This window comes from Pseudomonas sp. 313, assembly GCF_000316965.1.
GTDB classification, from domain to species: domain Bacteria; phylum Pseudomonadota; class Gammaproteobacteria; order Pseudomonadales; family Pseudomonadaceae; genus Chryseomonas; species Chryseomonas benzopyrenica.
In genome coordinates, this window is the sequence record NZ_ANBZ01000082.1 from 189,791 (window position 1) to 207,911 (window position 18,121).

An 18,121-nucleotide genomic window follows, 5' to 3' on the forward strand; every position below is an offset into this window, starting at 1 on the left:
CATGAGCGCTCCCGCCCTGCCGCCCTCGCCCGCCCCGCAGCCGCCCAGTGTCACCAGCACACGCCTGGCGCCCCTGGCGGGAATCGTCTTCGCGCTGTTCCTGGCACTTGGCCTGGCGTCCTGCGCCTGGGCGCTGCTGAGCGAGCGCCTGTCGCTCTGGCCGGAGCGGGTGGATCGCCACGCCCTGCTCGAAGGCGAGCTCACCCACCATATCGCCAAGGAGCTGGCCAAGGCGCCGCTGCCGGAAGCGGCTGCCCGCCTGGAACGGGGCGCCAGCTGGCTGCTGCTGGGCGATACCGGTCCGCGGGTACGTCAGGGCTGCCCTGGCTGGCTGTTTCTCGCCGAAGAACTCGACGTCCCGCGCCAGGCGGCCGCCAATGCTCGGGCCCGCGCCCAGACGGTGATCGAGCTGCGTCAGCAACTGGCTGCCCGGCACATCCAGCTGCTGGTCACCGTGGTGCCGGACAAGAGCCGCATCGCCGCCGACCAGCTGTGCAGCCTGCACCGACCGGCCGCCTTCGCCAGCCGCGTCGCCGACTGGACGCGGCTGCTCAGCGCCGCCCAGGTGCCGGTGCTCGACCTCACCGCGGCACTCGCGCCCCTGGGCAGCGCCGCCTTCCTGCGCACCGACACCCACTGGAACGAGACCGGTGCCGAGGCCGCAGCCCGCGCCCTGGCCACCCATATCCAGGCGCTGCCCTTCCAGGCCAGCCCGGCACGGACATTCGCTCGCACGCTGCTGGCGCCGGCACCGCGACCCGGAGACCTGGTACGCCTGGCCGGCCTGGACTGGCTACCGCCGCGCCTGCAACCCGCGCCCGAGGTCCTGCGGCTGACCCAGGTCGACAGCCGCGCCGCGGCCGGCGCCAGCGATGATCTGTTCGGCGACGGCGACCTGCCCAATGTCGCGGTGATCGGCACCTCCTTCTCGCGCAATTCCAATTTTCTGCCCTTCCTGGAACAGGCCCTGGGGGCCAGCGTCGGGCGCTTCGCCAAGGACGGCGGGCATTTCGCCGGCGCGGCGCGGGACTACTTCGACAGCCCTGCCTTCCGACAAACCCCGCCACAGTTATTGGTCTGGGAAATTCCCGAGCGCGATTTACAATCTCCCCGCCCCGAGGCGTTGCGTCTCGATCCGCGTCCTTGAGGCAACCAAGGCTTTCCCCATGGGTCTGAGGACGCAGCCCTTAGCTCTCAGGAAGCCTTTCGATGACGGAACTGTTCGCCGGCCTGACCCAGTGGATCACCCATCACAATGAGTGGCTCGGCGTTGCCATCTTCGTCGTAGCCTTTCTCGAATGCCTGGCCTTGGCCGGTCTGGTGGTGCCCGGCACGGTGGTGCTGTTCGCCATTTCCATCGCCGCCGGCAACGGCGCCATGAGTCTCTTCGACACCCTGCTGCTCGGCTTCCTGGGTGGCATCCTCGGCGATGCCGTATCGTATTTTCTCGGCCGCCATTTCCACGAACGCATTCGCCGCCTGCCGGGCCTGCGTACCCATCCCGAATGGATCAGCCGCGCGGAAGACTTCATCCACAAGTACGGCGTTGCCAGTCTGCTGGTCGGCCGCTTCATCGGCCCCTTGCGGCCCCTGTTGCCGCTGATCGCCGGCATGCTCGACATGCCCGTGGTGAAGTTCGCCGCCGTCAGTCTGGTGGCCGCGACTGGCTGGTCGATCGCGGCTCTGGGCCCAGGCTGGGTGGCCGGGGCGGCCTTGCGCCTGCCGCTGCCCGAGGGCTTCTGGTATCAGGCGGGCCTCGTGACGGGCGGCACTGTGCTGCTGGCGACCGTCATCGCCCACGGCGCCTGGCGCGAGCGGGCCGGCACCACCCTGCTCAGCGGTGCGCTCTGCCTGGTCGGTCTGCTGGCCCTGCTATTCGGCTGGCACCACCTGCGCGCCTTCGACGAGGGCCTGATGGCGCTGGTCCAGGAGCATCGCGAAGGCTGGCTCAACCTGGTCGCCGTGGTCATTACCCGCATGGGCGATTTCCGCACCCAGCTGATCCTCGCCGCGGTGCTGATTCTGGTGCTGGCCGCCTTCCGCCAGTGGCGGCCGCTGCTGTTCGCCCTGGGCACCACCCTGGGCACCGCCCTGGCCAATGGCCAGCTGAAGAACCTGCTGGCCCGCGCCCGACCCGACGTGCTGGCCGAGCCACTCACCACCTACAGTCTGCCCAGCGGCCATAGTTCGGCCTCCTTTGCCTTCTTCCTGACCCTGGGCATCCTGGTCGGTCGCCGCTACGGGCCACGCGGGCGCCTCGCCTGGCTGGTGATCGCGGCCCTGCCGGCCGCGCTCATCGCCCTCAGTCGCGTTTATCTGGGCGTGCACTGGCCGACCGACATCCTGGCCGGCGCCCTGCTCGCCGGGGGCTTCTGCGGCCTTAGCCTGGCGCTGTTGCAAAAGACCGGCGGCAATCGCCTGGAACCCGTTCCGACCCGGACTTGGTGGGTACTGTTGCCGCTGATCCTGCTGATCCTGGCTTTCGCCGCGGGCTGGGCCCTGCCGGAGGCCATCGAACGCTACGCGCCCCGCCTGTAGCGCCACCCCGAACTAAAAAAACCTGTCGCGGTCATGCAGTTCCGGTGCAATTGTGGTCTGAACGCCTGGAACGGCAGAAGTGGCTGGGGAGAGGTGATCGATGGCAGCGCAGATTGCCGACTGGAACGAATTGGACTTTCTCGCCGGCGGCGGCGAAATGGGTGCCCGGTTGCGTACCCACGACTGGTCGGAATCCCCTCTGGGCGCGCCGTCGCAGTGGCCGCAATCACTGCGCTCCGCACTCAGCATCTGCCTGAATTCCAGCTTTCCCACCGCCATCTACTGGGGGCCGGACCTGCTGCTGCTCTACAACGACGCCTGGGCGCCGATCCCCGCCGAGCGGCATCCCTGGGCCCTGGGCCGTCCGGCGCAGGAGGTCTGGCAGGACATCTGGCCCGTGGTTGGGCCGCAATTCGAGCAGGTCCTGAGCACCGGCCAGGGCTTTTCCGTCTTCGACCAGTTGCTGCCGATGGTGCGTCAGGGCGTGGTCACCGAGACCTACTGGAACTACAGCTTCACGCCGATCCGCGGTGAAGGCGGCGAGGTCGCCGGATTGTTCAACCAGGGGCACGAGACCACCCAACGCATCCTCGACGAACGCCGGCGCGCCGCCGATGCCGCGCGCCAGCGGCGGATGTTCGAACAGGCGCCGGGCTTCGTCGCCATCGTCCGCGGCCCGGACCACGTCTTCGACTTCGTCAACGTCGCCTTCAGCCGACTGTTCGATGGTCGGCCCCGCGAAGGTCTCACGGTACGCGAAGTCTTTCCCGAGCTGCAGAATCAGGGTTACTTCGAGTGGCTCGAACAGGTCTATCGCAGCGGTCGCCGCTTCGTCGCCGAACACCAGCCGATGCGCCTGGAAACGGCGGGTGAACCGATCCGGACCCTGTACCTGGATTTCATCTATGAACCCCTGACCGACGAAACCGGCCAGGTGATCGGCATCTTCTGCCAGGGACAGGACGTCACCGAAGCCCATCTGGCTCGGGCCGCCCTGGAGGCCAGCGAGCGCCGCTTTCGCACCGCCCTGGAAATCGAGACGGTGGGGGCGCTGTGCTTCGACGCCGAGGGCCGGTTGATCGACGCCAACGACGCCTTCCTGCGCATGAGCGGGCATGACCACGGCGATCTGGCGGCCGGTCGTATCGCCTGGCCCGCGCCGACGTTGCGATGCGCCGACGACCAGCTGCCGCCCGACGAGCGCAGCTACCGGCGACGCGACGGCTCGACCGGCTGGGCCCTGGTGGCGGCCAAGCGCCTGCCCGACGGCAGTGCCTTCGAATTCCTCGTCGACATCAGCGACCGCAAGCAGGCCGAGGCCGAGTTGCGCGAGGAAACCCGTACCCTGGAAGCCCTCAAGCGCATCGACACGGAGCTGGCCAGCCAGCTGGATCTGGCGCACCTGGTGCAGACCGTGACCGATGCCGGCGTGGAGCTGACCGGTGCGGACTTCGGCGCCTATTTCAATCAACAGCCCGAAGCGCGTGGCGGGCGCCTGCAGCGCTTCACCCTGTCCGGCGTCGAGCGGGGTGTTTTCGAGCAGTTCGGCGAGTCCGGCGCCACCGCGCTGTTCGCCACCACCCTGGACAGCGCGGGCGTGGTCCGGAGCGACGACCTGGCGAGCGATCCCCGGCTTGGCCAGGCCCTGGCGACTCCCGGCAGAACGGCCAGCCGTCTGCCCCTGCGCAGCTATCTGGCTGTCTCGGTGGTAGCCCGCAGCGGGGCGGTGCTGGGCGGACTGGGCTTCGGCCATCCCGAGCCGAGGCGCTTCAACGCCCGCCACGAACGGCTGATGGTCGCCCTGGCCGCCCGTGCGGCCATTGCCATCGAACAGGCCCAGTTGTTCCAGGCGGTGCGGACCGCCAACGAGACCCTCGAACAGCGGGTGATCGAGCGCACCGCCGAGTTGACCCAGGCCCAGCAGGCCCTGCACCAGGCGCAGAAGATGGAAGCCATCGGCCAACTGACTGGCGGCATCGCCCATGACTTCAACAATCTGCTGGCCGGCATCATCGGCAGCCTGGAGCTGATCGAGCGCCGCCTGCAGCAGAACCGTACCGACCAGCTCGACCGGCTGCTCGGTGGCGCCCAGGCCTATGCCGCGCGCGCGGCCTCCCTGACCCAGCGGTTGCTGGCCTTTTCCCGGCGGCAGACGCTGGAACCCAAGCCAACCGATGTCAACGAGCTGATGCTGGCCATGGAGGAGCTGATCCGTCGCAGCGTCGGTCCGGCGATCGAGGTCCAGGCCGAGCCGGCGGAGCCGCTCTGGCCGACGGTGATCGATGCGGTCCAGCTGGAAAGCGCCCTGCTCAATCTGGCGATCAACGCCCGCGATGCCATGCCCCAGGGAGGCCAGTTGCGGTTGTCCACGGCCAATCTGCCCGAGGATGCGCCGGAGCGACCGCACGACCTGCCCGCCGGCGACTATGTGAGGGTCAAGGTGAGCGATACCGGGACCGGCATCGCGTCGGAGATAGTGGAGCGGATCTTCGATCCCTTCTTCACCACCAAGCCGCCAGGCCAGGGCACCGGCCTGGGACTGTCGATGGTGCACGGCTTCGTGCACCAGTCGGGCGGTCAGATCCAGGTGGACACCACACCTGGCGCGGGCACCTGCATCTCGCTCTATCTGCCACGGGCGCCGGAGGGCGACGCCCGCACGTCCTGAGCGACGCTTGGCAGCGCCGCTCCGCCGAGTTTAGAGGCCGGCGCCGTGGGGCGTGGTGCCGCCCTTCATCTGGGATTGCAGGTAGTTCTGCAAGCCGATCTTGTCGATCAGGCCCAGCTGCTGCTCCAGCCAGTAGGCGTGGTCTTCCTCGGTGTCTTCCAGCTGCACGACCAGAATCTCGCGGGTGACGAAATCCTTGTGCTGGTTGCACAGGGCCACGCCCTGGGCCAGGGCTTCGCGCACTTCGTACTCCAGCGCGAGGTCCGCACGCAGCATCTCCGGCACGGTCTGGCCCACGGTGATGGCGTTGGGCCGCATGTCCGGCGTGCCTTCGAGGAACAGGATGCGGCGCAGCAGGGCATCGGCGTGCTGGGTTTCCTCTTCCATCTCGTGGCCAATCCGCTCGTACAGGCGCATCAGGCCCCAGTCCTCGTACATCCGCGAATGGATGAAGTACTGGTCGCGCGCCGCCAGCTCGCCACGCAGCAGCTGGTTGAGGTAGTTGATGACGTCCGGATGGCCTTGCATGAAAAGAGTCCTGTGCTGTTCAGTGCCCAGTTTAGCGCGCCGGCGCCAGGGAGGCGCCGTTCATCGCCCGACCACTGGGGCCGTTCGTCTCATCGCAGCGCTAATCGTTCTGCTTCACGCTCAGCTTAACCACGGTGGCGGCGGCTCCTCGCGCACGCTGGGTTCATCCTGTTCGCGCCGTGCCGCCTGGCGGCGCTCCTCGTCACGCCGCGCCGCCTCGATCTCGCGCATCACCGCATGGACGTCGGCCTGGTCTTCACGCTCGGCGAATTCACCGGTCAGCCGCGTATTGGCGAACAACTCGCCCTTCTCGAACAGCGCCCACATCTCCGGCGCATAGCGCGTCGTACGCAATTCCGGCGCGAAGCGACCGAAGTACAGCGCCATGTTCTCCACGTCCCGCGCCAGCAGGCGGAAGGCGTGGTTGTTGCCAGCCGCGTCCACCGCCTGGGGCAGATCGATGATCACCGGGCCGTCCTCGGCCAGCAGCACATTGAATTCGGAAAGGTCGCCGTGGACCAGGCCGGCGCAGAGCATGCGCACGATCTGGCCGATCATCAGCTCGTGATAGCGCAGCGCTTCCTCGGCGGTGAGGGTCACGTCGTTGAGACGGGGCGCGGCCTCGCCATTGCCGTCGGTGACCAGGTCCATCAGCAGCACGCCATCGAGGAAGTCATGGGGCTTGGGTACCCGCACCCCGGCGTCGGCCAGGCGATAGAGCGCCGTCACCTCGGCGTTCTGCCAGTTGTCCTCGCGCTCGCGACGACCGAACTTGGAGCCCTTGGCCATGGCGCGATTTTCCCGGCTGCCACGCACCTTGCGCCCCTCCTGGTACTCGGCGGCCTGGCGGAAGCTGCGCTTGTCGGCCTCCTTGTAGACCTTGGCGCAGCGTACCTGGCTGCCGCAGCGCACCACGTAGACCGCCGCCTCCTTGCCACTCATCAGGGGCCGTATCACCTCATCGACCAAGCCGTCCTCGATCAGCGGCTCGATGCGTTTGGGAGTTTTCATCGCCGGTTCCAGCTCCTTCTTGTCGGTCGTCACAGGGGACGTGTGAGGCAAGTTTCAAGCCAGACGCCGAGAAAGGGAAGTCGGCATCGCCCCTGAGCGTGCGACTCATCGAAGCGGACAAGATTCCTCGGCCGAGACCGACTGCGTGTTCAACCCCCGAAGAAGGCCAGGAAACGCCGCCACTCGGCCTGGGCCACGGCCAGTTCCACCGGGGCGAAGCGCACCTCGTGATGGGCCGGGCACTGGGCCAGGCGCGCCAGGTCCAGGGGATGGATGAAGCCCAACAGCGGATAGCCGCCCATGGTCTGGCGATCGGCCATGAGCACGATGGGCTGGCCGTCGGGCGGCACCTGGATGGCACCGGTCACCACCCCCAGCGACCACTGGCGGCGTGGTGGCCCCAGGGGCACGTCCCCGGCCAGGCGGATGCCCATGCGGTCGGATTGCGGGCTGATGCGCCAGGGCTGGTCGCAGAGCGCCTGCTGCGCCGCCGGACCGAAGGCCTCGGCGTCGCCGCCAAAGATCACCCTCAGGGTTGGCACCTCGCGATAGTCCGGGACGAAACGCGCCGCCGGTCCGCACCTGTGGGCATGCAACACGGTCACAGTCGCGCAGCCCAGCCGCTGTCCGGCCGTCAGGGCAGCGCCCTGGCCCTCCAGCCCGCCCAGGCCTTCGCGCCGGTTGCTGGCCACGCTGCCCAGGGTCGTCGAGGCCTGGAAGCCGCCACCGGCCGCGGCCAGATAGGCGCGCTGTCCAGCCTGGGCGAAGCCCAGCCGCAGTCGCGCGCCGGCCTTTACCGGAAAGCACGACCAGGCCGGCAGGGACTCGCCATCCAGCCGGGCGTCCAGCGGCGCGCCGGTCAGGGCCAACCAGGTGTCGGTCTCGATCTCGAATTCGGCGCCGCCCAGGGCGATCTCCAGCAGTGGCGCCGTCATCGGGTTAGCCACCAGGCGATTGGCCCAGCGTGCGGCATGGCCGTCCATGGGGCCCGAGGGCGCCACGCCCAGGTGCTGCCAGCCCTGGCGGCCGAGATCCTGCAGCAGGGTCAGGGGACCGGGCTTGCTGACCATCAGACCGCTCATGGCTGACCTCCCTGGGCACGAAAGGCCGCTTCGTCGACCGGTACGAAGCGCACGCGATCGCCAGGCGCCAGCAGGCACGGCGGCTCGGCCCGGGCATCGAAGACGGTCCACAGGCAGCGGCCGATGAGATTCCAGCCCCCTGGCGAGGCCTGGGGATAGACCGCGGTCTGGCGCTCGGCGATGGCCAGACTGCCGGCGGGGACGCTGGTGCGCGGCGTGCTGCGCCGCGGCAGCGCCAGGCACTCATCCAGCTCGCCGAGAAAGGCGAAACCGGGCATGAAGCCGATGGCGCCTACCTGATAGTCACGACCACAGTGCCGGGCGATGACCTCGGCCGCGCTCAGGCCACAGCGCTCGGCCACCTCGGCCAGATCGGGGCCGGCATAGAGGGTCGGTACCTCGTGCAGGCGCCCGCCCTCGCCCGCCTGCGCAGCGCCCGGCCAGTCGGCCAGCAAGGGTTCGAGGCCGGCCTGTACCTCGGCCAAGGTCAGCTGCAGGGGATCGTAGTGCACCAGCAGACTGGTCCAGCCCGCTACCAGATCGGTCACCGCCGCACCGAAACGCTGGCGAATCCGCTCGCCCAGGCGGGCGATGCGCGAAGGCAGTTCGGCATCGGGGTGCTCGGCCAGTTCGAGCAGCAGCGCCGCAACGCCAAAGGGCTTGCAGGCGATCATAGGGCGTCCAGCGCCGCGCGCAGCCGGCGCAGCACTGCCAGGGATTCGGCATTGTCGCCATGCACGCAGAGGCTGTCGGCCTGCAGGCGCATGGGCTGGCCATCGAAGCCGGGAAAGTCTTCGCCCCGGGCGATGGCGACGGCCTGGGCGAGGATGCGCTCGGGGTCATGGTGAACGGCGCCAACCTGGCCACGCGGGGCCAGGGAGCCGTCGGCCAGATAGGCGCGATCGGCGAAGGCTTCCAGCAGCAACGGCACCCCGGCGGCTTCGGCCAGCCGGCGCTCGCGGTCATTGTCGGCCTTGGCCAGCACCATCAGCGGCAGTCCTTGGCGATAGCGGGCGCAGGCGGAGAGCGCCGCGCTCAGCAGGGCATCTTCCTTGACCAGGGCGTTGTAGAGGGCGCCATGGGGCTTCACGTATTCGACGCGCACGCCTGCGGCGCGGCAGAAGGCGTCCAGGGCGCCGATCTGGTAAAGGATCATGGCCTCCACTTCGGCCGGGGTGCAGGCCATGGGCCGCCGACCGAAACCCACCAGGTCGGGATAGGCCGGATGTGCGCCGATCTGCACGTCATTGGCCACCGCCAGGGTCACGGCGCGCTGCATGGTCAGGGGATCGGCGGCGTGGAAGCCGCAGGCCAGATTGGCCTGGTCGACCAGGGGAATGGCATGGGCATCGTCGCCCATGGACCAGGCACCGTAGCTTTCACCGGAATCGCAATTGAGCAGCAGGCGAGCGGGCATGACAGGATCCTCTGAGGAAGTAGCTCGAGTGTCGGAAAGCCGGGGCGCCGCTGTCCAACAAAAGATTCCGGGCGCTGGCGATAAGATACCGTTGAAACACCCGGGCTAGACCAGCACCGGCAAGGCACGCTCCGGGCCCAGGCGCGTACACCAGTCGGCCACCACCGTCTGGCTCAGGGCCACCACCGCCTCGCTCAGCGCCAGGCCGGCACCGCCGTGCCAGCTGGCCTGGACATCGAAGGGCGGCGGTCCGGCCAGCGGCAAGGGCATCAGGCTGCCGCGGGCCAATTCTTCGATCACCAGGGCCGGCGGCAAGGCACCGATGCCGAAGCCCTCGCCCATCAGCTTGATGATGGCCGCCACCGAGTTGATGCAGCAGACCCGCGGTTCGGCGATGCCCTCGCGCTGCAAGAGGCCGAGGATGTCCTGGTGCGGCCGCGAATGGCGGGAAAAGGTGATCAGCCGCTCGCCGGCCAACTCGGCCAGGTTGGCGTAAGGCCGCGCCAGGTGACTGTCGCTCGCCACTAGCCAGCGCACCGGATAGCTGGCCAGGTGCAGGTTGCGAATGCCTTCGGCGCGCAGCAGATCGGTCTGGAAGATCAGGTCGAGCTGTCCCCGCGCCAGTTGCTCGGCCAGATTCAGCGCGGTATCGGCGGTCAACTCCAGCTCGATGGCCGGATAGCTCTGGGTGACCGCGGCGATCAACTGATCCAGCCAGCTGTGGATCACGGTATCCATCACGCCGATGCGCAGGCGACCCTCCAGGGTCTGGCCATGCCCCAGGGCCTCGTGCAATTCACGCTGGGTGGCCAGCATCCGCTCGGCGTAGCCCAGCACCCGATGCCCCTCAGCGGTCAGACTCACGCCGCGGGAGTCGCGCAGGAACAGTTGCACGCCCAGCTCGCTTTCCAGCACGGCGATGCGGCTGGAGATGGCGGCCTGGGTGGTGGAGAGCTTTTCCGCCGTCAGGCGGAAACTGCCCAGGCGGGCGACCCAGACGAAGGTATCGAGAAAGCGCAGATTCATGGGGACCTCGACAAGGCTATCCCGTCACTTTACCCCCACCAGCAGGCTTGTCTGCCCCGCTTTTCCCTATCGGCGGCGAACAGTTTTATTTGCTGGACGCCAGCTCCACCGACGGCAAAAGATGCCAGCCGGCGCCATGCCAAATGACGTCCGACAACAATAACGAGCCGTGCCACGGGCACGGCCTGGATCAGCCGAAGCCGCCTGCGGCTTCCTACCGTCCGCCGCACCGTCTGCCCGGAGCGCGGTGGACCCGCTGGAGACATCCACCCATGCAAACCACCGTCAACCTCTGGCCGCTGCTGGGCGTGCTGGTCATCGTGGTCGGCTTCGTGCTGAGGTTCAATCCGCTGCTGGTGGTCGCCCTGGCCGCCGTGGCCACCGGGATCGCCGCTCAGTTCAGCCCCGAGGCACTGCTCGCCGCCATCGGCACCGGCTTCATCAAGGCGCGCGCCCTGCCGCTGATCATCCTGCTGCCGCTGGCGGTGATCGGCCTGCTCGAGCGCCACGGCCTGCGCCTGCATGCGCAGAACTGGATCGCCCGCTTTCGCAACGCCACCGTCGGCCGCCTGCTGATCTTCTACCTGTTCGTCCGCGAGACCACCGCGGCCTTGGGGCTGACCAGCCTCGGCGGCCATCCGCAGATGGTCCGGCCGCTGCTGGCGCCCATGGCCGAAGGCACCGCCGAAAAACTCCATGGCCGCCTGCCCGAGGCGCTGCGCCAGCGGTTGCTGGCCTTCTGCGCGGCCACCGACAACGTCGGGCTGTTCTTTGGCGAGGACATCTTCGTCGCCTTTGGCGCCATCGCCCTGATGCACACCTTCCTGCTCGGCGCCGGCCTCGATGTCGAACCCCTGCACATCGCTCTCTGGGGCATTCCCACGGCCCTCTGCGCCTTCTTCATCCATGCCCTGCGCCTGCACCGCTTCGATCGCCAGCTCTATCGCGAGCTGACCGCGCGCAAGGAGGTGCAACCATGATCCTGTCGATCCAGTATCTGTTCTGGCTGGCTGGCGCCATCCTGGCGCTGACCGCGGTCATGACCCTGGCCGATCGTCACCACCCCAAGCGCTGGACCAGCGGCCTATTCTGGGGCCTGTTCAGCCTGGTCTTCCTGATCGGCGATCGCCTGCCGCCGGCCTGGGTCGGCGCCGGAGTGCTGCTGATGGCCGTGCTGGCCGGTTGCGGCGCAGTGGGCAGTGGTCACCACGTGACTCGCCCTGAACGCGAGACCCGCGCCAGCGCCGGCCGCCTGGGCAATCGCCTGTTCATTCCGGCCCTGGCGATTCCCGTGGTGACGGTGATCGGCAGCGTGCTGCTCAAGGATGTGCAGATCGCCGGCCTGCCGCTGCTCGATCCCAAGAACGTCACCTTCGTCTCCCTGGGCCTGGGCGCCCTGGTGGCCCTGGCGCTGGCCTGCTGGCTGACCCGGGACACCCCGATCCAGGCCATGCGCGAATCGCGCCGCCTGACCGATGCCCTGGGCTGGTCGCTGGTGTTGCCCCAGGCCCTGGCCATGCTCGGCCTGGTCTTCACCGATGCCGGCGTCGGCAAGGCGGTGGCGCACCTGGCCACCGCCTACGTGGCCCTCGACCTGCGCCTGGTGGCGGTAGTGGTCTATGTGGTGGGCATGGCCGCCTTCACCGTCATCATGGGCAACGGCTTCGCCGCCTTCCCGGTGATGACCGGCGGCATCGGCGTGCCGGTGCTGGTGGGTGTCTATCATGCCGATCCGGCGGTGATGGCTGCCATCGGCATGTTCTCCGGCTACTGTGGCACCCTGATGACGCCCATGGCGGCCAACTTCAACATCGTCCCGGCGGCCCTGCTGGAACTGGACGACAAGAACGCCGTGATCAAGGCCCAGGTCCCCACCGCCCTGGCGGTGCTGGCTTGCAACGTGGTGCTGCTCTATCTGCTGATGTGAGGTATCCCATGACCCTGCTGCTCACCGGCTTCGCGCCCTTCGGTGGCGAAGAGCTCAACCCTTCCTGGGAGGCCGTGCGCCGACTCGACGGCGAACGCCTCGGCGATCTACCCGTGGTCGCGGCGCAATTGCCGACCGCATTCGGCGCCGCCCTCCGGGTGCTGGACGAGTTGCTCGACCGCCATCGCCCCACCCTGGTGGTGGCGGTCGGCCAGGCCGGCGGGCGGGCCGAGCTGTCGCTGGAACGCATCGCCATCAACGTCGACGATGCCCGCATCCCCGACAATGCCGGGCGTCAGCCCATCGACGAGCCGGTGGTGGCCGGCGGCCCGGCGGCCTACTTCAGCACCCTGCCGATCAAGGCCATGGTCCATGCCTTGCGCGCCGCCGGCTTTCCCGCGGCGGTGTCCCAGACCGCCGGTACCTTCGTCTGCAACCACGTCTTCTATGGCCTACAGCATCGCCTGCAGGGCACCGGGGTACGCGGCGGCTTCATCCATATTCCTTATCTGCCGGCCCAGGCCGCCAACCAGCCCGGGGCGCCGTCCATGGCCCTGGAGACCCTGGTCGCCGGCCTGCGCCTGGCGCTCACCTGCGCGGCGACCACCCAGGCGGACCTGCGCGAAGGCGGCGGCCAACTGGACTGACACCCGCAGGTGCGGCGGCGGAGGACCATCCGGGCTGGCTGGCCTACAATGCCCCCTCCGCCGCCGCTGCGATTAGCCCATGTCCACCCTGCTTGCCGACTGGCGTCATCCCCTGCTGCACCGCCGCGTCTGGGCGCTGGCCGCGCCCATGATCCTGTCCAATCTCAGCGTGCCGCTGGTGACCCTGGTCGACAGCGCCATCGCCGGTCACCTGCCGCAAGCCCGCCAGCTCGCCGCGGTGGCCATGGGCGGCGCCTTCTACACCGCCCTGCTCGGCATCCTCGCCTTCCTGCGCATGGGCACCACCGGTTTCGCCGCCCAGGCCAGCGGGCGCCGTGATGGCGCCGCCCTGCGCCAGATCCTCTTGCAAGCCGGTCTGCTGGGCCTCGGGTTGTCGCTGGTCCTGCTGCTGATGGCCAGCCTGGCGCTGGAGCCGCTGCTCGCCTGGCTCGGCCTGGATCCCGCCTTCGCCGAGCTGGCCGCGCGCTTCCTGCACCTGCGCCTGCTCGGCCTGCCTGCGGCGCTGCTTAGCTACGCGCTGATCGGCTGGCTGCTCGGCACCCAGGATGCACGCACGCCGCTGGTGCTGCTGCTCACCACCAATGCCCTGAACCTGCTGCTGGTGACCGCTTTCGTGCTCGGCCTCGGCGCCGGGGTGCAGGGCATCGCCCTGGCCTCGGTCCTGGCGGAATGGAGCGGCATGCTGCTCGGCCTCGGGCTGGTGCTGCGCCGCCTGCGGCTGTGGCCCGGCCGGATCGATCGCCAGGCGCTGCGCCAGCTCTCCAGCTGGCGCCCGCTGCTGGCGGTCAATCGCGACATCTTCATCCGCTCCCTGGCGCTGCAGGCGGTGTTCCTGCTGTTCGCCGCCCAGGGCGCCCAGCTGGGCGAGACCACGGTGGCGGTCAACGCCCTGCTGCTCAATGGCCTGCTGGTCACCGCCTTCGCCCTCGACGGCCTCGCCCATGCGGTGGAGGCCCTGGCCGGTCATGCCCTCGGCGCTCGCGAGGGCGCCACCCTGCGCCGGGTGCTGGTAATCGCCGGCGGCTGGTCGTTGCTGGCCAGCCTGGTGTTCGCCGTCGCCTTCGCCCTGGGCGGCGATCTGTTCGTCGCCCTGCAGAGCGACATCGCCGCGGTGCGCCAGGAGGCCCATGCCTACCTGCCCTATCTTACGGTGCTGCCCTTGATCGCCATGGTCAGCTACCTGCTGGACGGCCTCTTCATCGGCGCCACCCGCGCCCGCGAGATGCGCAACTCGATGCTCCTCGCCCTGCTGCTGGCACTGCCCCTCGGTGGGTTGCTGCGCGGCCTCGGCAATCACGGCCTGTGGCTGGCCTTTCTGACCTTCATGGCGTTGCGCGGCCTGATCTCCGCCCTGCTCGCCTGGCGCCTGGCCCGGCGCGAAGGCTGGCTCGACGACCACGCCAGCGCCTGATCCTGCGGAACCGCCGGCTCGGCGCTCCCCTCAAAGTCGAACATCCCCTGCCGAGAGCGCTGCCATGAGCGAAGACACCCGCGATCAGGAACCCCTGGACACCCCCGCCGACGGCGACGACGTCCCCGAGCACCAGAAGCCGGAAAACCTGGAGAAGCTCAAGGATTACGGCAAGGATCAGATTCCGCCCGGCATCGCCTGACGCCAACCCTGAACCCCTCGACAAAAGCCGTCGACGGCGGTGGCAAAGCCCCGGCGGAGCTTCTAGCATCCGTCGGGTTGAGTGGGCCCCAAGGCCTTCGTGAAGGGAATCCAGATCACCATGACCGTCAGGTCCTACCTGTCGCCTTTCCTTGCGCCCTTATTGGCGCTGCTGGTGCTGTTCCCGGCGCCGGCCCAGGCCGTGGATGGCTATGCGGGCATCGCCTTCGGCACCGAGCTGAAGGCCTTTCTGGCGAAAAAGCTCTGCACCTTCCAGCCGCGCAAGATCGACGTGGTCGGCGTCGAGTATTTCGAATGCAACGACCTCGCCTTCGCCGGTGAAAAGGTCGAGGCCGGTGCCTTCTTCATCGATGGTCGCTTCCTGCGGCTGTCCATCGTCACGCCCCTGGCCCAGTCCTTTCTGATCGCCGAAGGCCTCACCCAGAAGTATGGCAAGCCCTCCTCCCAGTCATCGGCCGCCGCCTTCGAACGCCTGAACCAGGATGACGACGCCCAGGCCTATCTGGCCTTCGATCACGACACCGTGGTCTACAAGTTCAGCGCCCAGGCGGCACGTCGGAAACAGGTCCTGCTGATCTACACCTCGCCACGTTACGAACCCCTGCTCAAGGAGCGGCAGTTGCAGTTCGTCAAAGACTCGCTTTAAACATCCGGTTACAGCTCGTCGGACAGTTGTCCCCCAGGCGGCCAAAGTGTCGCCCCGTTCACGCCTGGCCGGAAACAAGCCATGAACAATGGCAGATAGCCATGGTCAGAACGCGGGCAAGGAGCCCCTTCCTGTAACCGGCTACTTACGGACGTCGTTCCTTCGGGAGTCCTACCATGACCGAACCTGTCGCGATGCGCGCTCTGGCGCCGCAGCGTTCCTGCTTTCGTTTGCCCCCAGCGCTTGGCTTCAGCGGCACAGGTTCTCCTTTGAAAAGGATCATTCAATGAACACTCGCAATCTCTGGGTCGACTATGCGAAAGCCATTGGCATCGTGCTGGTCGTCTATGGCCATGTCGTCCGCGGCCTGCTCAACGCCGGCATCCTGCAGGACGCCGAATTCCACGGCCTGGTGGACAGCGTCATCTACAGCTTCCACATGCCGCTGTTCTTCTTTCTTTCCGGCCTGTTCTTCTACAGCTCCTTCGTCAAGCGCGGCACCGGCGGCCTGTTGGTGAACAAGATCGACACCATCGTCTATCCCTTCCTGGTCTGGTCACTGTTGCAGGGCTCGGTGGAGGCGCTGATGTCGCGCTACACCAATGGCGGCGTCAGCTTCAGCGAAGTCCTGACGGTCTGGGAGCCACGCCAGCAGTTCTGGTTCCTCTATGCCCTGTTCCTGGTGTTCTGCCTGGCCATGCTCGCCTATCGCTGGGCCAAGCCGCTGGCCTTCTTTGCCGTGTTCGCCTTTGGCGCCCTGGTCTATCTGTTCCAGAACGCCGGCCCGGAAGACTTCTTCTTCACCTTCACCGCGCAGAACTTCGTGTTCTTCGCCTTCGGCGTCTGGTTCAACAACTTCAAGCAGGCCATCGAGGAACAGGCCGGCCGGGTGATGCTGGGCTCGGGTCTGCTGTTCGTGGTGCTGGAGTACTGGTTCCACGGCCTACTGGGCCTGGTCTATACCGATCGTGGCCTGGCCACCCTGGTCCTGGCGCTGAACGGCATCGTCTTCGTCAGCGCCACCTGCATGGTGCTGGCGCAACGGCCGCTGCAGTGGGTACTGACCCTGGGGGCACTGTCCATGCCCATCTATGTGATGCACGTGCTGAGTGGCAGCGGTGCGCGCATCGTCCTGAGCAAGGGCCTGCACATCAACGACGGCCTGCTGCACATCGTCGCCGGTTGCGCCTTCGGCATCCTGGTGCCCGTGGCCATCGCCAAGCTGCTGGAAGCCCGTGGCATCAACGGTCTGTTCGAGGCGCCGGCGTGGATCTCCGCCCGGCGGTGGCTTCGGCCCAAAGCTGAAACCCCCCGCCCGGCCGTCTGAGTGACGGCTCCGGCCAGGGCGCCCTGCGCCTCTGGCTAGCGTGGAAGAGCGTTTCGATCAGCACGAAACCCCCATGAAAAAACCCGCTACCAGGTAACTGGTAGCGGGTTTTTTCATGGGCTGAAGCCCTAGGGCTTCAGCGGTCAAGGCGGATCACTGGCTGGCCAGCACCTGACCGTTCTTCACTTCCAGTTGCTTGCCCGGCTCGTGGTCCATGCGGACCTGGCCGATCTTGCCATCCAGCAAGTACTTGACGTCATAGCCGACCACCTGGTCCTTGCTGTCGGTAACCGTGTTGCAACGGGTCTGGGTGGTGGTGTAGGTGTCGCGGTTCTGCATGTATTCCTGACCCTTGTTGCCGGCGTAACCACCGCCCACGGCACCGGCGATGGTCGCCAGGGTCTTGCCGCTGCCGTTGCCGACCTGGTTGCCCAGCAGACCGCCGACGACCGCGCCTACGGCGGTCCCGGCGATCTGGTGTTGGTCCTGAACAGGTCGCCGATGAGTCACCGCGACCTCCTTGCAGACCTCGCGCGGGGTCTTGACCGTTTCCTTGACCGGCTGGACGGCGACGACCTCGGCGTACTGAGGCCCGCGGTCGACGAAACTGTACGCCACGGCGCCACCTGCGGTGGCGACGATGGCTCCCAGAACCGTACCTACGAGCATCGACTTGTTCACTACAACCTCCTGACTACTCTGTCATAGCGGGCACCTGGCCCTTTGCCATGCCTGGGACATCAGGGACGCTCGTCGAGTTCCTTGGCCTGCGGCGGAATCAGGTCCTCGCTCTTCAGATCCAGCCAGATCAGCACAACGTTGGCGATATAGATCGACGAGTAGGTACCGGCCATCACGCCGATGAACAGCGCCAGCGAGAAGCCGAACAGGTTGTCGCCACCAAAGATCAGCAGGGCTCCCACGGCGAGCAGGGTCGAGATCGAGGTCGCCAGGGTCCGTAGCAGGGTCTGGGTGGTCGAGACGTTGATGTTCTCGATCAGGTCGGCCTTGCGCAGCACCCGGAAGTTCTCCCGCACCCGGTCGAACACCACGATGGTGTCGTTGAGCGAGTAACCGATGATCGCCAGGACCGCCGCCAGCACCGTCAGGTCGAAGGTGATCTGGAAGAACGACAGCAGCCCCAGAGTCACCACCACGTCGTGCACCAGCGACAGGATGGCGCCCACGGCGAACTTCCACTGGAAGCGGAAGGCCACGTAGACCAGCACGCTGCCCAGGGCCAGCAACATGCCCAGGCCGCCCTGGTCACGCAGCTCCTCGCCCACCTGCGGGCCGACGAACTCGGTACGGGTCAGGGAGAAGTTCTCGGTGCTCGCCTGCTGCAGCGCGCCGGTCACCTTCTGGCCCAGTTGGGGATCGTCACCGGGCATCCGTACCAGCACGTCGGTGGTGGCGCCGAAGCTCTGCACCACGGCGTCTTCGAAGCCGGCGCCCTGCAATTCCTGACGGATCTTGCCGAGGTCGGCCGGCTGCTCGTAGCGCAGCTCGATCAGGGTGCCGCCGGTGAAGTCCAGGCCGAAGTTCAGCCCCTTATAGAACCAGCTGAACAGCGCCAGTACGGTCAGGAGCGCGGTGATGGCGAACGCGATATTGCGTACGCCCATGAAGTTGATGGTCTTTTTCATGGCC

18 protein-coding genes are annotated in these 18,121 nt (G+C 67.6%); 10 read left to right on the forward strand and 8 right to left on the reverse strand.

The annotated features are described in order from the left end of the window. The first annotated feature begins 1 nt into the window (after nt 1). From C722_RS0121640 to C722_RS0121650, 3 genes are all read left to right on the forward strand, one after another. Nucleotides 2-1,147, forward strand: a complete 1,146-nt coding sequence (locus C722_RS0121640; RefSeq protein WP_017642527.1) for a hypothetical protein — start codon at nt 2-4, stop codon at nt 1,145-1,147. A gap of 62 nt (nt 1,148-1,209) precedes the next feature. Further along, nucleotides 1,210-2,538, forward strand: a complete 1,329-nt coding sequence (locus C722_RS0121645) for a bifunctional DedA family/phosphatase PAP2 family protein (RefSeq protein ID WP_017642528.1) — start codon at nt 1,210-1,212, stop codon at nt 2,536-2,538. A gap of 100 nt (nt 2,539-2,638) precedes the next feature. Beyond that, the gene (locus C722_RS0121650) at nt 2,639-5,206 is read left to right on the forward strand and encodes an ATP-binding protein (protein ID WP_017642529.1); all 2,568 of its coding nucleotides are present in this window, start codon (nt 2,639-2,641) and stop codon (nt 5,204-5,206) included. A gap of 30 nt (nt 5,207-5,236) precedes the next feature. Here the strand turns inward: C722_RS0121650 and bfr are convergent, their stop codons facing one another. The 6 genes from bfr to C722_RS0121680 all read right to left on the reverse strand — a co-directional run bounded on the left by bfr (nt 5,237) and on the right by C722_RS0121680 (nt 10,270). Next, nucleotides 5,237-5,734, reverse strand: coding sequence for a bacterioferritin (gene bfr / locus C722_RS0121655; RefSeq protein ID WP_007159675.1), 498 nt, complete (start codon nt 5,732-5,734; stop codon nt 5,237-5,239). Nucleotides 5,735-5,854: 120 nt separating this feature from the next. Continuing rightward, a complete protein-coding gene (locus C722_RS0121660; RefSeq protein ID WP_017642530.1) occupies nt 5,855-6,745 on the reverse strand; it encodes a PA4780 family RIO1-like protein kinase in 891 nt (296 codons plus the stop codon). A 149-nt stretch (nt 6,746-6,894) separates the two neighbouring features. Further along, on the reverse strand, nt 6,895-7,827 hold the full coding sequence (locus C722_RS0121665; protein WP_017642531.1) for a biotin-dependent carboxyltransferase family protein: 933 nt from the start codon (nt 7,825-7,827) through the stop codon (nt 6,895-6,897). Continuing rightward, complete coding sequence (gene pxpB, locus C722_RS0121670) at nt 7,824-8,501, reverse strand: 5-oxoprolinase subunit PxpB (RefSeq protein ID WP_017642532.1); 678 nt, start codon at nt 8,499-8,501, stop codon at nt 7,824-7,826. Before pxpB ends, C722_RS0121665 begins: the two co-directional genes overlap by 4 nt. Further along, complete coding sequence (locus tag C722_RS0121675; protein WP_017642533.1) at nt 8,498-9,244, reverse strand: 5-oxoprolinase subunit PxpA; 747 nt, start codon at nt 9,242-9,244, stop codon at nt 8,498-8,500. Before C722_RS0121675 ends, pxpB begins: the two co-directional genes overlap by 4 nt. A 105-nt stretch (nt 9,245-9,349) precedes the next feature. Then, nucleotides 9,350-10,270 (reverse strand): LysR family transcriptional regulator, encoded by a 921-nt coding sequence (locus tag C722_RS0121680; RefSeq protein ID WP_017642534.1) that lies wholly within the window; start codon nt 10,268-10,270, stop codon nt 9,350-9,352. A 272-nt stretch (nt 10,271-10,542) separates the two neighbouring features. Here C722_RS0121680 and C722_RS0121685 point away from each other — a divergent pair, with 272 nt between their 5' ends. The 7 genes from C722_RS0121685 (at nt 10,543) to C722_RS0121715 (ending at nt 16,471) form a co-directional block, all read left to right on the forward strand. Then, nucleotides 10,543-11,250 (forward strand): DUF969 domain-containing protein, encoded by a 708-nt coding sequence (locus tag C722_RS0121685; protein WP_017642535.1) that lies wholly within the window; start codon nt 10,543-10,545, stop codon nt 11,248-11,250. Continuing rightward, nucleotides 11,247-12,197: a DUF979 domain-containing protein gene (locus C722_RS0121690; RefSeq protein ID WP_017642536.1), complete on the forward strand. Its 951-nt coding sequence runs from the start codon at nt 11,247-11,249 to the stop codon at nt 12,195-12,197. The genes C722_RS0121685 and C722_RS0121690 overlap by 4 nt, the downstream gene beginning before the upstream one ends. Before the next feature lie 8 nt (nt 12,198-12,205). Next, complete coding sequence (pcp, locus tag C722_RS0121695) at nt 12,206-12,844, forward strand: pyroglutamyl-peptidase I (protein ID WP_017642537.1); 639 nt, start codon at nt 12,206-12,208, stop codon at nt 12,842-12,844. A gap of 79 nt (nt 12,845-12,923) precedes the next feature. Next, the gene (locus tag C722_RS0121700; protein WP_017642538.1) at nt 12,924-14,276 is read left to right on the forward strand and encodes an MATE family efflux transporter; all 1,353 of its coding nucleotides are present in this window, start codon (nt 12,924-12,926) and stop codon (nt 14,274-14,276) included. A 64-nt stretch (nt 14,277-14,340) separates the two neighbouring features. Then, nucleotides 14,341-14,478 (forward strand): hypothetical protein, encoded by a 138-nt coding sequence (locus tag C722_RS26485; protein WP_007159685.1) that lies wholly within the window; start codon nt 14,341-14,343, stop codon nt 14,476-14,478. Between the two features lie 120 nt (nt 14,479-14,598). Then, nucleotides 14,599-15,144 (forward strand): hypothetical protein, encoded by a 546-nt coding sequence (locus C722_RS0121710; RefSeq protein WP_026084019.1) that lies wholly within the window; start codon nt 14,599-14,601, stop codon nt 15,142-15,144. A 286-nt stretch (nt 15,145-15,430) separates the two neighbouring features. Then, nucleotides 15,431-16,471, forward strand: coding sequence for an acyltransferase (locus C722_RS0121715; RefSeq protein WP_017642540.1), 1,041 nt, complete (start codon nt 15,431-15,433; stop codon nt 16,469-16,471). Between the two features lie 153 nt (nt 16,472-16,624). On the opposite strand, the gene C722_RS0121720 is transcribed toward C722_RS0121715, so the two are convergent. Both C722_RS0121720 and secF read right to left on the reverse strand, forming a co-directional pair. Further along, the gene (locus tag C722_RS0121720) at nt 16,625-17,152 is read right to left on the reverse strand and encodes a glycine zipper 2TM domain-containing protein (protein ID WP_017642541.1); all 528 of its coding nucleotides are present in this window, start codon (nt 17,150-17,152) and stop codon (nt 16,625-16,627) included. Between the two features lie 59 nt (nt 17,153-17,211). Beyond that, nucleotides 17,212-18,117: a protein translocase subunit SecF gene (secF, locus tag C722_RS0121725; protein WP_017642542.1), complete on the reverse strand. Its 906-nt coding sequence runs from the start codon at nt 18,115-18,117 to the stop codon at nt 17,212-17,214. Between the last annotated feature and the right edge of the window lie 4 nt (nt 18,118-18,121).

Coding starts and splice junctions, on each gene's coding strand:
- C722_RS0121645 (WP_017642528.1), top strand. CDS start 1,210: ATGACGGAACTGTTCGCCGGCCTGACCCAGTGGATCACCCATCACAAT.
- C722_RS0121650 (WP_017642529.1), top strand. CDS start 2,639: ATGGCAGCGCAGATTGCCGACTGGAACGAATTGGACTTTCTCGCCGGC.
- secF (WP_017642542.1), bottom strand. CDS start 18,117: ATGAAAAAGACCATCAACTTCATGGGCGTACGCAATATCGCGTTCGCC.
- C722_RS0121675 (WP_017642533.1), bottom strand. CDS start 9,244: ATGCCCGCTCGCCTGCTGCTCAATTGCGATTCCGGTGAAAGCTACGGT.
- pxpB (WP_017642532.1), bottom strand. CDS start 8,501: ATGATCGCCTGCAAGCCCTTTGGCGTTGCGGCGCTGCTGCTCGAACTG.
- C722_RS26485 (WP_007159685.1), top strand. CDS start 14,341: ATGAGCGAAGACACCCGCGATCAGGAACCCCTGGACACCCCCGCCGAC.
- C722_RS0121690 (WP_017642536.1), top strand. CDS start 11,247: ATGATCCTGTCGATCCAGTATCTGTTCTGGCTGGCTGGCGCCATCCTG.
- bfr (WP_007159675.1), bottom strand. CDS start 5,734: ATGCAAGGCCATCCGGACGTCATCAACTACCTCAACCAGCTGCTGCGT.
- C722_RS0121660 (WP_017642530.1), bottom strand. CDS start 6,745: ATGAAAACTCCCAAACGCATCGAGCCGCTGATCGAGGACGGCTTGGTC.
- C722_RS0121640 (WP_017642527.1), top strand. CDS start 2: ATGAGCGCTCCCGCCCTGCCGCCCTCGCCCGCCCCGCAGCCGCCCAGT.
- pcp (WP_017642537.1), top strand. CDS start 12,206: ATGACCCTGCTGCTCACCGGCTTCGCGCCCTTCGGTGGCGAAGAGCTC.
- C722_RS0121710 (WP_026084019.1), top strand. CDS start 14,599: ATGACCGTCAGGTCCTACCTGTCGCCTTTCCTTGCGCCCTTATTGGCG.
- C722_RS0121685 (WP_017642535.1), top strand. CDS start 10,543: ATGCAAACCACCGTCAACCTCTGGCCGCTGCTGGGCGTGCTGGTCATC.
- C722_RS0121715 (WP_017642540.1), top strand. CDS start 15,431: ATGAACACTCGCAATCTCTGGGTCGACTATGCGAAAGCCATTGGCATC.
- C722_RS0121700 (WP_017642538.1), top strand. CDS start 12,924: ATGTCCACCCTGCTTGCCGACTGGCGTCATCCCCTGCTGCACCGCCGC.
- C722_RS0121665 (WP_017642531.1), bottom strand. CDS start 7,827: ATGAGCGGTCTGATGGTCAGCAAGCCCGGTCCCCTGACCCTGCTGCAG.
- C722_RS0121680 (WP_017642534.1), bottom strand. CDS start 10,270: ATGAATCTGCGCTTTCTCGATACCTTCGTCTGGGTCGCCCGCCTGGGC.